Origin of the sequence: Streptomyces peucetius, from assembly GCF_025854275.1 — a bacterium.
Classification (GTDB): domain Bacteria; phylum Actinomycetota; class Actinomycetes; order Streptomycetales; family Streptomycetaceae; genus Streptomyces; species Streptomyces peucetius_A.
In genome coordinates this window covers 3104036-3116439 of the sequence record NZ_CP107567.1, presented here as the reverse complement: position 1 = coordinate 3116439, position 12404 = coordinate 3104036, and the positions used below count along the sequence as shown (strand labels likewise).

Sequence of the window (12404 nt, the reverse complement as noted above, 5' to 3'; positions counted from 1 at the left end):
TCCTTCCGTCGGTCGGTTGTCGTTCTCGTAGTGGCTTTGGAGCGGGTGGTTCCGGTGCGGTTCCGTGCGGGGGGTTCCGCGGGGGTGGCGGCCATCCGTCAGGCCTCCTGCGGTCGTTCGAGGGCGGCGTCCACCAGGTCCCCGATACGGGTGCCGGCGCGGCGGGCCTCGAGATGGAGCCGGCCCACGTTGATGCGTGGCTCGGCCAGTACGGTCAGCACGGCCGAGGAGCCGGCCGCGTAGGTGGCGACGTAACCCGACTCGCCCCTTACGAGCAGCTCCTTGAAGCCGCCCTGTCCGGTGGCCTCGGTCAGCCGCAGCGCGACTCCGAGGGCGGCGGCCGTGAGCGCGGCGACGCTCTCCGCGTCCGCGGTGTCCGTCGCCAGCACCAGGCCGTCGACGCTCGCGGCGAGCACACCGGTCAGCTGCGGCACGCGGGCGCGCAGCCTGCTGAGTTCACCGAGCACCTCGGTCTCGGCCGTCATGAGCTGTCTCCTTTCGGCACGCAGCCGCAAAGCGCGCCTCATGACGGCGTGCGCAGGGCCCGGTGGGTCGTGCGGTGGGTCACAGTCTTGCCTCCAGAGCGTCACGGAGCCGGCGTAGCAGGGCGATGTCCGGGTCGTCGGGGAACTGGGTGACCCGGTCGGGCAGAAGGGCCGGGGCCGGCGCGGCGGGTGAGGCGGGCGTCTCGACGAGCCCCGCGGCCGCCATCCGCCGTACTTCGACCAGGGTGTTGAAGGCGGGCCGGCCGACGGCCCGGGCGATCGCCGACGGGGTGCGCACACCGTCGGCGAGCTCCAGCAGCGCCCGCTGTCTGCGGGTGGCACAGACGCCGTGGCCGCGGGGACGGCACCGCAGCGGGGCGTTGTCCACCTCGGGGTGCGGCCACACGGAGTCGAGCAGACCGCGCCGCCGGCGTGCTTCCCGTACGACCGCCGCGGCGGGTACGGGGCGCACCGTGCCGATCCAGTGCGCGACGCCGTAGCGGAACCGGGTCGGTCCGCTGCCGGGGGCCAGCGCGAAGTACGCGGCGTCGTGCAGGGCGCCGAGGTGGCAGATCTCCATCGCGCCGTCGGTGACCCGGCCGCTCTCGACGAGGAAGCGCGCCACCTCGCGGCGCGCGCCGGCCCTGGCGACCGCCTCCTGCCACCCTTCGGGTGCCAGGTGGCCGCCGGCGGTCAGCAGGACGTCGAGGCCGGGTGCGGCCGGGCTCTCGGCGTGCACGACCTCGCCGTCGGCGAGGTAGAGCGCGCCGTGGTCACGGACCAGGACACCGGTGGCCCGTTCCTCCGCCAGTCGTACGAGCATGGGGGAGACCGCCTTGGCCGCTGCGGTCATCCGAGGATCAGCCGCTCTGCGAGGTCCGCGAGGCGCAGCCGGGCGAGCGCCAGGTTGCCGGTGTCCCGGTCGAGCCACAGATGCAGGAACACACTGCTGTCGAACGTGGTCTCCACGAACCGCATCACGTGGTAGCCGGTTCGGTTGGTGACGATCAGGTCCTCGACGGGTAACCCCTTGGCGCCGTCGGCCCCCGGGGGCTCGTCCGGCGCGAACGACGGGTACTCGGCGGCCATCCGGGCGAGTTCGGCGGTCTCCGCGGCGGTCGTCTCGTGGTCGCCGCCGGGGGTCTCCCCGACGGTGCCGAGGGCGAGTCCGCTCGTCCAGTCCACGACGGAGGCTCCCCGGGCCCCCGGCACCACCATGGCTTGCAGCAGACACTCGTCGATTCCGGGCACGCGGACTCCCCTCCCCGCCTCGGTGTGCCGCGCACGAACGCGGCAGTGACGGAGAGGTTACGCACTGTGGCGCCTCTGGGGGTGAGTTCTGGCATTTTCCAACGGAACATGCCCGCGCCCGATAAGGTCCGCCCCGTCCTGTCCTGTCCTGCGTCGGTGCCTGCCTCCTGAGGCGGCGACGACCGGGCGAAGGGCGGGTCCGCGGTCAGCCGGCGCGGCGCTCGACAGCGGCGGCGATGTCGTCGAGATCGCCGGCGAGCGCCTGGCGCGCCGTCCTGGCGCCGAGGCGGCCGAAGACCTTGGCGAGCACGCCCGTGACCCCGTCGGCCGGCTCCGCGGCGAAGGTGAGCCGGACCGTCGTCCTCTCCGGCGCGGCCGGCAGCAGCCTGCACTCCGAGACGTAGTGCGTGCCGTGGGAATCGGCCTCCGCCACATAGCGCTCGGGAGGCTCGCAGGCCGTCACGTACAGCTCTTCCGTGGTCTCCTTGCCCAGCATCCGCCGGGTCTCGCGCCAGCGGGTGCCCACGCCGAAGCCGCCGCTGGAGAGCACCTCGATCCTTTCGACGCCGCTGACCGTGCCCTCCCAGCCCCGGATGTCGGTCAGGGCGTGCCACACGGCTTCGGGCGCTGCAAGGATCAGGCGCTCCACGACGACGCTGTTGGTAGCCATGGGGCCATGGAACCACCGGCCCGCGCCCCCCGCGCCCGCTGCGCCGGACGCGTCAGCCGAGCGGCGCGTCAGCCGAGCAGCGCGTCCCGCTGGGCTCCGCCGGACTCCGCGACGATCGCCTCGACGCTCTGGGCCGCCCGTACGGTGGCGAACCGCACCTCGCCGTCGGCCGTGGTGGTGAAGCCGTGCACGGCGGTCCTCGGCAGGCTGTTGTAGCCGTAGTGGCTGGAGAAGTAGTACGCGCCCGTGTCGAGCGCGGCGACGATGTCGCCCGCCTCCAGCAGCGGCAGCGGGCGCCGCTCCGCGAGCAGGTCACCGGCGAAGCAGGCCGGTCCCGCGACGTCCTGCTCGACCGCGGGACCCGTCCTCGGGCGGCCCTTGGCGTCGTACGCGGCGATGCGCAGCGGCCAGGACAGCGGGTCGTAGACGGTGCGGGTGGCGACCTGGACGCCGGCGTGGGTGACGGCGATCGGCCTGGACCCGGCGGACTTGGCGTACTCGACGCGGGCGAGGACCGTGCCGTGCTTGGCGAGCAGCGAGCGGCCGAACTCGGTGACCAGGCCGTACCGGCCGTCGAGCAGTCCGGGGACGCGCTCCTTCAGGAGCGCGGCGTACTCGGTGAAGGCGGGGGTGTGTTCCTCGGAGGCGAAGTTGACCGGCAGGCCGCCGCCGATGTCGACGGTGTCGATCTGCTGCCGGCCCGCCGCCGCGTTGATCTCCTCCGCGAGGTCGTACACCGCGAGGATGCCCTGCGTCATCCGGGCCAGCGCCATGCCCTGGGAGCCGGAGTGGGCGTGCAGCCGGGTCAGCCAGGGGCGGTCGAGGAAGGCCCGTACGACCTGGTCCCTGGCGCCCTCGTCGCACAGGGCGACGCCGAACTTGGATGTCGGCGTCGCCGTCGAGAGCGCCCCGATGGAGCCGCCCCCGACCTGCGGGTTCACCCGCAGACCCAGCGGTGAGGCGGACGGTCCCCCGGCGAGCAGGGCGTCGATGCGGGCGAGTTCCTGCCAGTTGTCCGCGTTGACGGCGATGCCGAGGCCGAGGGCCTCCCGCAGTTCGGCGGCGGTCTTGGCGGGGGAGTCGAGCACGATCAGGTCCGGCGGCAGCCCCGCGGCCCGTGCCAGGGCCAGCTCTCCGGGACTCGCGACCTCCGCGCCCATGCCCTCCGCCCGCAGCAGTGCGAGGACGGGCACCAGAGGGGCGGCCTTGACCGCGAAGGCGTGCAGCACCGGAGCGTCGGTGACGGCGGCGAAGGCGGCCCGCAGCTCCGCCGCCGACGAGCGGATACCCGCCACGTCGAGGAGAGCGGTGACGGGCTGTTCCTCGGTGAGAAGTCCCTGTTCCACGGCCGCTCGTACGGCCAGGTCCCGGCGGTCGACAGTCATGCGGGCCAGCCAATCATCCGGCGGGTCGCGCCGCAGCTGTTGACTACTTCTATTCAGGAAGCGAGTATGTGAATGGAAATCGATACATCACGCGAGGAGGCATCGCCATGTCAGGACCCCGCCCCGTACGGTCACCGCGCGGCAGCGAGCTGAGTGCCCTGGGATGGCAGCAGGAAGCCGCCCTCCGGATGCTGCAGAACAACCTCGACCCCGAGGTCGCCGAGCACCCCGACAAGCTCGTGGTCTACGGCGGCACCGGCAAGGCGGCCCGCGACTGGCGCTCCTTCGACGCGATGGTGCGCACGCTGCGGACCCTCAAGCAGGACGAGACGATGCTCGTCCAGTCCGGCCGCCCCGTCGGCGTCATGCAGACCCACGAATGGGCGCCGCGCGTCCTCATCGCCAACTCCAACCTGGTCGGCGACTGGGCGAACTGGGAGGAGTTCCGCCGCCTGGAGGCCCTCGGCCTCACCATGTACGGGCAGATGACCGCCGGGTCCTGGATCTACATCGGCACACAGGGCATCCTCCAGGGCACGTACGAGACGTTCGCGGCCGTCGCCGCCAAGAAGTTCAACGGGACCCTGGCCGGCACGATCACGCTCACCGCCGGGCTCGGCGGCATGGGCGGCGCCCAGCCGCTCGCCGTCACCATGAACGACGGCGTCGTCATCTGCGTCGACTGCGACCCGCGCGCCATCGAGCGGCGCATCGAGCACCGCTACCTGGACGTGCGCGCCGACTCCCTCGAGCAGGCGCTGTCCCTTGCCGTCGAGGCCCGCGACGCCCGCCGCCCGCTCTCCATCGGCCTGCTCGGCAACGCCGCCGAACTGCTGCCCCAGATGCTCGCCGAGGGCGCGCCCATCGACATCGTGACCGACCAGACCTCGGCCCACGACCCGCTGTCCTACCTGCCGGTCGGCGTCGACTTCGACGACATGGCCTCCTACGCGGCGAAGGACCCGGCCGGCTTCACCACCCGCGCCCGTGAATCGATGGCCCGGCACGTGGAGGCCATGGTCGGCTTCATGGACGCGGGCGCCGAGGTTTTCGACTACGGCAACTCGATCCGCGGCGAGGCGCAACTGGCGGGGTACGACCGGGCCTTCGCGTTCCCCGGCTTCGTACCGGCGTACATCCGGCCGCTGTTCTGCGAGGGCAAGGGCCCGTTCCGCTGGGCGGCCCTCTCCGGCGACCCCGCCGACATCGCGAAGACGGACAAGGCGATCCTCGACCTCTTCCCCGAGAACGAGTCGCTGCACCGCTGGATCAAGATGGCCGGCGAGCGGGTCCACTTCCAGGGCCTGCCCGCGCGCATCTGCTGGCTGGGCTACGGAGAGCGCGACCGCGCGGGCGAACGGTTCAACGACATGGTGGCGAGCGGCGAACTGGCCGCCCCGCTGGCGATCGGCCGCGACCACCTCGACTGTGGCTCCGTCGCATCGCCGTACCGCGAGACCGAGTCGATGCTCGACGGCTCCGACGCGATCGCCGACTGGCCGCTGCTCAACGCGATGGTGAACGTCGCGTCCGGCGCCTCATGGGTCTCCCTCCACCACGGCGGCGGCGTCGGCATGGGCCGCTCGATCCACGCCGGCCAGGTGTCGGTCGCGGACGGCACGAAGCTCGCGGGCGAGAAGATCCGCCGGGTGCTGACCAATGACCCCGGGATGGGCGTCATCCGGCACGTCGACGCCGGGTACGAGACCGCTGACGCGGTGGCCGCGGAGCGCGGGGTCCGCATCCCCATGCGAGAGGGTGACGGCGCGTGAATGACCCTTCCGCCACCCCGCCGCTGTCCGGCAGTCCTGCCGGACAGGCGGGGGCCCCGGGCGGAGCTCCGGCTCCGGAAACGTGCGTGACCGGGGAGAACCCCCCGTCCTTCCAGGAGATGTGGGCCGACCTGCGCCCCATGGGCCGCGACAGCGGCAGCGGCGGGTACCGCCGCTACGCGTGGACCGCCGCCGACCGTGACTGCCGGGCCTGGTTCCGGGCGCAGGCCGAGGCGCGTGGTCTCGCGTACGAGCTCGACCGCAACGGAAACCAGTGGGCCTGGCTCGGCGCTGCGACATACAAGGACGTCGCCGCCCAAGACGCCGTCGTCACCGGCTCGCACCTGGACTCCGTCCCCGACGGCGGCGCCTTCGACGGCCCCCTCGGTGTCGTGTCGTCCTTTGCCGCAATCGACGAACTCCGCCGCAGGGGATCGGAGTTCACCCGCCCCGTCGCCGTCACCAACTTCGGCGACGAGGAGGGAGCCCGGTTCGGGCTTGCCTGTGTCGGCTCCCGGCTCGCCACCGGGCAGCTGACGCGCGAGAAGGCGTACGCACTCACGGACGCCGACGGGATCAGCCTGCCGCAGGCCATGGAGGCGGCCGGATACGACCCGGCCGCCGTCGGGCCCGACCCCGAGCGCCTCTCCCGGGTCGGCGCGTTCGTCGAACTGCACATCGAGCAGGGTCGCGCCCTGGATCTGACCGGCGACGCCGTCGGCATCGCGTCCGCGATCTGGCCGCACGGCCGCTGGCGCTTCGACTTCGCCGGTGAGGCCAACCACGCCGGCACCACCCGGCTCGCCGACCGGCGCGACCCGATGCTGACGTACGCGGAGACCGTCCTCGCCGCCCGCCGCGAGGCGGAACTCGCGGGCGCGGTGGCCACGTTCGGCAAGGTCGCCGTCGAGCCGAACGGCGTCAACGCCATTCCGTCCCTGGTCCGCGGCTGGCTCGACTCCCGCGCCCCCGACCAGGCCACCCTCGACACGGTCGTCGCCGCCGTCGAGCAGGCGGCCCGCGAGCGCGCCGCGCGTGACGGCGTGGACCTGGCCGTCGTACGGGAGTCGTTCACGCCCGTGATCGAGTTCGAGCACGCCCTGCGGGACGAGCTCAACAAGATCCTCGGCGGCGCCGTCCCCGTGCTCGGCACGGGCGCGGGACACGACGCCGGAATCCTCTCCACGTCCGTCCCGACCGCCATGCTGTTCGTACGCAACCCCACCGGGGTCTCGCACTCCCCGGCCGAGTCGGCGGCCGAGGACGACTGCGTGGCCGGGGTGCTCGCACTCGCCGACGTACTGGAGGGCCTGGCGTGCAGGTGAGGACGTACTGGCTGGAACACGCCTGGCTCGGCACGCACGTCGAACCGGGCGTGGCCCTCGACGTGTCGGGCGGCCGCATCACCGCCGTACGCGACGGGGCCGAAACCCCGCCGCCCGGCGCGGAGGTGCTGCGCGGCCTCACGCTGCCCGGCCTCGCGAACGCCCACTCCCACGCGTTCCACCGGGCGCTGCGCGGCACGGTGCAGGTCGGCTCGGGCACGTTCTGGACCTGGCGGGAGGTGATGTACGACGTCGCCGCCCGGCTCACCCCGGACAGCTACTTCGCGCTCGCCCGCGCCGTCTACGCCGAGATGGCGCTCGCCGGCATCACCGCCGTCGGCGAGTTCCACTACCTCCACCACGCGCCGGGCGGCGTCCCCTACGCCGATCCCAACGCGATGGGCGAGGCACTGATCGCGGCGGCCGGCGAGGCCGGTGTCCGGATCACACTCCTCGACACGGCGTATCTGTCCGCCGGCTTCGGGCAGCCGCCCGAGCCCCACCAGCTGCGCTTCAGCGACGGCACGGCGGACGCGTGGGCCGAGCGGGCCGACGGGCTGAAGGACGGCGAGCACGTACGGATCGGGGCCGCGATCCACTCCGTACGCGCCGTGCCCGCGGCCCAGCTGCCGACGGTCGCCTCCTGGGCGTCCGCGCGCAGCGCGCCCCTGCACGTCCACCTCTCCGAGCAGACCGCGGAGAACGACGCCTGCCGGGCCGCGCACGGCCGCACCCCCACGGAACTGCTCGCCGACCACGGCGTGCTCGGCCCGCACACCACCGGCGTCCACAACACGCACCTCACGGACGACGACATCGCGCTGCTCGGCGGCACGACGACGGGCACCTGCATGTGCCCGACGACCGAACGCGACCTCGCCGACGGCATCGGCCCGGCCCCCGCCCTCCAGGCCGCCGGCTCGCCCCTGTCCCTCGGCAGCGACAGCCACGCGGTGATCGACCTCTTCGAGGAGGCACGGGCCATGGAACTCGACGAGCGCCTGCGCTCGCGCACCCGCGGCCACTGGACGGCGGCCGCGCTGCTGCGGGCCGCCACGGCGGACGGCCACGCGGCGCTGGGCTGGCACGAGGCCGGCCGCCTCGAGCCCGGTGCGCTCGCGGACTTCACCACCCTCGCGCTGGACACCGTCAGGACAGCGGGGCCGCCACCGCGTCTGGCAGCTGAGACAGCGGTATTCGCCGGGTCGGCAGCGGATGTGCGCCATACGGTCGCGGGCGGCCGCCATGTCGTACGGGACGGGGTCCACGCCGCCGTCCCCGACGCGGCACGAGCCCTGACGGACGCGATCGCCGCACTGCACGGCTGAAGGAGACACCCCGCATCATGAACAGCGGCCACGAGACGACGAACAACGCCCCCGCGACGACGAACAACGCCCCCGCGACGACGAACAGCGCCGTCGCGGCGACGGCCACCGTCATCACCAACATCGCCAGCCTGGTCACGAACGACCCCTCCCTCGGTGACGGAACCCCCCTCGGACTGATCCAGGACGCGGCCGTCGTCATCGACGGCGACCGCATCGCCTGGGTCGGTGAGAAAAGCAAAGCACCCGCCACTGACAACCGGCTCGACGCCGGCGGCCGGGCCGTGATCCCCGGCTTCGTCGACTCCCACTCGCACCTCGTCTTCGCCGGCGACCGCACCGCGGAGTTCAACGCCCGTATGTCCGGGCAGCCGTACGCCGCGGGCGGCATCCGCACCACCGTCGCCGCGACCCGCGCCGCGACCGACGCACAGCTCGACGCCAACGTCGCCCGCTATCTCGCGGAGGCCCTGCGCCAGGGCACCACCGTCATGGAGACCAAGTCCGGTTACGGGCTCACCGTCGAGGACGAGGCCCGCGCCCTGCGGATCGCCGCGCGCCACACGGACGAGGTCACCTTCCTCGGCGCCCACATCGTGTCCCCCGACCACGCCGACGACCCGGCAACCTATGTCGCGCTCGTGACCGGCGACATGCTCGACGCCTGTGCCCCGTACGCCCGCTGGGTGGACGTCTTCTGCGAGAAGGGCGCGTTCGACGGGGACCAGGCCCGGGCGATCCTCACGGCCGGCCGGTCCAGGGGCCTGCTGCCCCGGGTGCACGCCAACCAGCTCACCCACGGTCCCGGCGTGCAGCTCGCCGTCGAGCTGGACGCCGCGTCCGCCGACCACTGCACCCACCTCACCGACGCCGACGTCGACGCGCTCGCGAACAGCGCGACGGTCGCGACACTGCTCCCCGGCGCCGAGTTCTCCACCCGCGCCGAGTGGCCCGACGCCCGCCGGCTCATCGACGCGGGCGCGACGGTCGCCCTGTCGACGGACTGCAACCCGGGCTCGTCGTTCACGTCCTCCGTGCCGTTCTGCATCGCCCTGGCCGTACGGGACATGGGCATGACCCCCGACGAAGCCCTGTGGTCCGCGACGGCCGGCGGCGCGGCGGCCCTGCGGCGCACCGACGTCGGCCGCCTCACCCCCGGTGCCCGCGCCGACCTCGTCCTCCTCGACGCACCGAGCCACGTCCATCTGGCCTACCGCCCGGGCGTCCCCCTGGTGAGCCAGGTCTGGCGGTCCGGCCGCCGCACCGTCTAGGAGCCGCCCGGCAGCAGGTGGCGCCAGCTGCTCGGGTGGGCGGCCAGGAAGTCCCGGAGGTTCTGGGCCGGGTGGCCGGTCAGGCGGGGGACGGCGTCGGAGACGCCTGCCATCTCGCCGACGGCGATCGCCTCGTACGAGGTGACCCAGCCCGTCACCTCCCATTCCTCGGCGCCGTACCCGGCCCGGGAGGCGTACGCCTCCTCGCGGGACTCCAGGTGGTAGGTCACGCTGCGGCCGCTGACCTCGCTCAGGGCCTCGGCGGCCTCCGCGAGGGTGAACGCGGCCGGCCCCGTGATGTCGTAGACCACCCTGTCGTGCGTGCGGGTGCCGTCCAGCAGCACGGCCGCCGCCGCGTCGGCGATGTCGTCGTGGGCGACGGCGGCGACCCGGCCCTGGCCGCCGGGCCCGCGCAGCACGCCGTCGGCGCCGGTCATCGCCGGGATCGCGCCCAGGTACCAGTTGTTCCGCAGGAACGTGTGGCGCACCCCGCACGAGCGGATGTACTGCTCGGTGTGCCAGTGATCGCGGGCGAAGGTGAACGTCGCGTCCGGCGCGGCGCCGGTGAACGACACGTACACGATCCGCTCGACGCCCGCCGCGACCGCCGCGTCCACCGCGGTGCAGTGCTCCTTCACCCGGTCCGGCGACTCGTGCGCGGAGACCAGGAACAAGGTCGCGGCGCCCTCCAGCGCCCGCCGCATCGCCTCCCCGTCGCCGTACTCGGCGGGGTGGGCGGGCACCGCGCCCGGCAGTTCCGGCAGCCGTGTCGGATCGCGGCCGATCAGCCGGGTCGCGGCGTCCGCACCGGAGAGCCGGCGCGCCACCCGGCCGCCGACGCGGCCGCTCGCTCCGGTGACTGCGATGAGTGAGGCCATGGCGGTGTCCTTCCCTGGGGTCCGGCCGGTGTCGGGGCAAGTCTCGTCAATCGCCGCGAGTTCGCGTCGCGCGACATGCGACAGTGGGCCGATGCGAACCATCGGGCTGATCGGCGGCATGAGCTGGGAATCGAGCGCGGAGTACTACCGGCTCCTCAACGAACTCGTAAGGGAGCGGCTCGGCGGACTCCACTCGGCGCGGTGCGTCCTGCACTCCGTCGACTTCGCGGAGATCGAGGAGCTCCAGTCGGCGGGGGAGTGGGAGCACGCGGGCGAGATCCTGGCGGAGGCGGCCAGGGGCCTGGAGGCCGCGGGCGCCGATCTGCTGCTGATCTGCACCAACACGATGCACAAGGTCGCCGGTCAGGTCGAGAGCGCCGTCCGGGTGCCGCTGCTGCACCTCGCCGACGCCACCGCCGGCGCCGTGCGCGCCGGCGGCCTCACCCGCGTCGGCCTGCTGGGCACCGCCTTCACCATGGAGCAGGACTTCTACCGCGAACGCCTCGCCGCGCACGGCATCGAGGTCCTCACACCCGGCACCGAGGGGCGTGCGCTGGTGCACCGGGTGATCTACGAGGAGCTGTGCCTCGGCGTCGTACGGGACGCGTCGCGGGCCGCGTACCGGAGGGTCATCGGAGAGCTGGTCGTCGCCGGGGCGCAGGGAGTCGTCCTCGGCTGCACCGAGATCGAGCTGCTGATCGGGGCGGACGACAGCCCCGTCCCGGTGTTCCCCACGACCCGGCTGCACGCCGAGGCGGCCGTCACGGCGGCACTGGCCTGAGGGGCGCACGGACGGACCGGCACGCGCCAGAAGAAGCGTGACGCTCCCTGTCGTATCGGGATTTCGCCCGGTACCGTCCTCTTCGGGGCAGCTCGTTGAATGCTCAAGGGGGAGACCAGGGGGTCGAGTTGAGCGATGTGCGGATCACCGTCGTGACGCCGGGGGAGCTGGGCGCGAGCCATACGGAGGCGTGGCGGGAGCTGCGGGCCTCGACCGGCGCGCCCGCCAACCCCTTCATGGAACCGGAGTTCAGCCTTGCCGTCGGCCGGGTCCGGGCGCAGGCCAGGGTCGCCGTGCTGTGGGAGGGCGGGGAGGCGGCCGGGTTCTTCCCGTACGAGCGGGGGCCGTTGGGGCAGGGCCGGGCGATCGGACTCGGCGTGTCCGACTGCCAGGGCGCGGTGCTGCGGCCCGGACTCGGCATCGATCCGCGTGAGCTGCTGCGGGCCTGTTCGCTGGCCACCTGGGAGTTCGACAACCTGGAGGCCGGCCAGAAGCTCTTCGAGCCCGACGCGGCCGCGGGATTCGGCTCGCCCGTCATCGAGGTCGGCGCGGGATACGCCTCCTACGAGGAAGGGCTGCGGGCCCGCTCGCCCAAGTTCCTGCGGACCACCCTCGCCAAGGAGCGCCGGCTGGGACGGCAGACGGGCGGCGTGCGGTTCGTCTTCGACGAGCGTGACCCGGCCGCGCTGCGCCGGCTGATGGCCTGGAAATCGGCCCAGTACCGCAGGACCGGCCGCCGGGACCGGTTCGCGCAGCGCTGGATCAGCTCCCTGGTGCGCCGGCTGCACGAGTCGGCCGCGGCCGGCGGCTGCCGGGGGGTGCTGTCCGTGCTGTACGCCGGGAACCGGCCGGTCGCGGCGCACTTCGGGCTGCGCTCGGCGACCGTGCTGGCCTGCTGGTTCCCGGCGTACGACTCGGAGTTCGCCAAGTTCTCGCCGGGGCTGGTCCTGCATCTGCGGATGGCCGAGGCCGCGGCGGGCGAGGGCATCGGGCTGCTGGATCTGGGGCGGGGGGCCGCCGAGTACAAGGACGCCCTGAAGACGGGCGAGCTGCGGGTCCATGAGGGCACGAGCCTGCGGCCGGGCGCACGGGCCGCGCTCCACTGGCTCGGCCGCGAACCGGTGCGCCGCGCCCGTGTCTTCGTGACCGGCCGTCCCCGGCTCGCCGCGCAGGCCCGGCGGGCGCTGAACGGGGCGGCCCGGCTGCGGGGCGGACGCTGAGGGGCCCGGGCGCGGCGTGCGTAGAGGGCGACCGTGCG

The 12404-nt window shown here is 73.5% G+C and carries 12 protein-coding genes; 6 read left to right on the top strand and 6 right to left on the bottom strand.

The features are described from left to right. Positions 1-98: 98 nt before the first annotated feature. The 5 genes from OGH68_RS14130 to OGH68_RS14110 form a co-directional block, all read right to left on the bottom strand. Complete coding sequence (locus OGH68_RS14130; RefSeq protein WP_264244030.1) at positions 99-485, bottom strand: roadblock/LC7 domain-containing protein; 387 nt, start codon at positions 483-485, stop codon at positions 99-101. 79 nt (positions 486-564) lie between these two features. Beyond that, entirely contained in the window at positions 565-1338 is a 774-nt protein-coding gene (locus tag OGH68_RS14125; RefSeq protein ID WP_264244028.1) for a transcriptional regulator, read from the bottom strand. Further along, on the bottom strand, positions 1335-1736 hold the full coding sequence (locus OGH68_RS14120; protein WP_264244026.1) for a hypothetical protein: 402 nt from the start codon (positions 1734-1736) through the stop codon (positions 1335-1337). Before OGH68_RS14120 ends, OGH68_RS14125 begins: the two co-directional genes overlap by 4 nt. Positions 1737-1941: 205 nt before the next feature. Further along, positions 1942-2406: an SRPBCC family protein gene (locus OGH68_RS14115; RefSeq protein ID WP_264244024.1), complete on the bottom strand. Its 465-nt coding sequence runs from the start codon at positions 2404-2406 to the stop codon at positions 1942-1944. Between the two features lie 68 nt (positions 2407-2474). Then, complete coding sequence (locus tag OGH68_RS14110) at positions 2475-3791, bottom strand: diaminopimelate decarboxylase (RefSeq protein WP_264244022.1); 1317 nt, start codon at positions 3789-3791, stop codon at positions 2475-2477. A gap of 107 nt (positions 3792-3898) precedes the next feature. Between OGH68_RS14110 and hutU the strand changes: the two genes are divergently transcribed. The 4 genes from hutU (at position 3899) to hutI (ending at position 9487) form a co-directional block, all read left to right on the top strand. Continuing rightward, positions 3899-5563 carry a urocanate hydratase gene (gene hutU / locus OGH68_RS14105; protein WP_264244020.1) on the top strand — a complete coding sequence of 555 codons (1665 nt, stop codon included), beginning with the start codon at positions 3899-3901 and terminating at the stop codon, positions 5561-5563. A gap of 119 nt (positions 5564-5682) precedes the next feature. Further along, the gene (locus OGH68_RS14100; RefSeq protein ID WP_264250077.1) at positions 5683-6888 is read left to right on the top strand and encodes an allantoate amidohydrolase; all 1206 of its coding nucleotides are present in this window, start codon (positions 5683-5685) and stop codon (positions 6886-6888) included. Next, positions 6879-8216, top strand: a complete 1338-nt coding sequence (locus OGH68_RS14095; RefSeq protein ID WP_264244017.1) for a formimidoylglutamate deiminase — start codon at positions 6879-6881, stop codon at positions 8214-8216. Before OGH68_RS14100 ends, OGH68_RS14095 begins: the two co-directional genes overlap by 10 nt. A gap of 17 nt (positions 8217-8233) precedes the next feature. After that, positions 8234-9487: an imidazolonepropionase gene (hutI, locus tag OGH68_RS14090; protein ID WP_264244016.1), complete on the top strand. Its 1254-nt coding sequence runs from the start codon at positions 8234-8236 to the stop codon at positions 9485-9487. On the opposite strand, the gene OGH68_RS14085 is transcribed toward hutI, so the two are convergent. Then, the gene (locus OGH68_RS14085; protein WP_264244014.1) at positions 9484-10365 is read right to left on the bottom strand and encodes an NAD(P)H-binding protein; all 882 of its coding nucleotides are present in this window, start codon (positions 10363-10365) and stop codon (positions 9484-9486) included. The two genes, hutI and OGH68_RS14085, sit on opposite strands and share 4 nt — an antisense overlap. Positions 10366-10456: 91 nt before the next feature. Between OGH68_RS14085 and OGH68_RS14080 the strand changes: the two genes are divergently transcribed. Together OGH68_RS14080 and OGH68_RS14075 are read left to right on the top strand one after the other, a co-directional pair. Further along, entirely contained in the window at positions 10457-11146 is a 690-nt protein-coding gene (locus OGH68_RS14080; RefSeq protein WP_264244011.1) for an aspartate/glutamate racemase family protein, read from the top strand. A 137-nt stretch (positions 11147-11283) separates the two neighbouring features. Further along, positions 11284-12366, top strand: a complete 1083-nt coding sequence (locus OGH68_RS14075; RefSeq protein WP_264250075.1) for a GNAT family N-acetyltransferase — start codon at positions 11284-11286, stop codon at positions 12364-12366. Positions 12367-12404 lie beyond the last annotated feature (38 nt).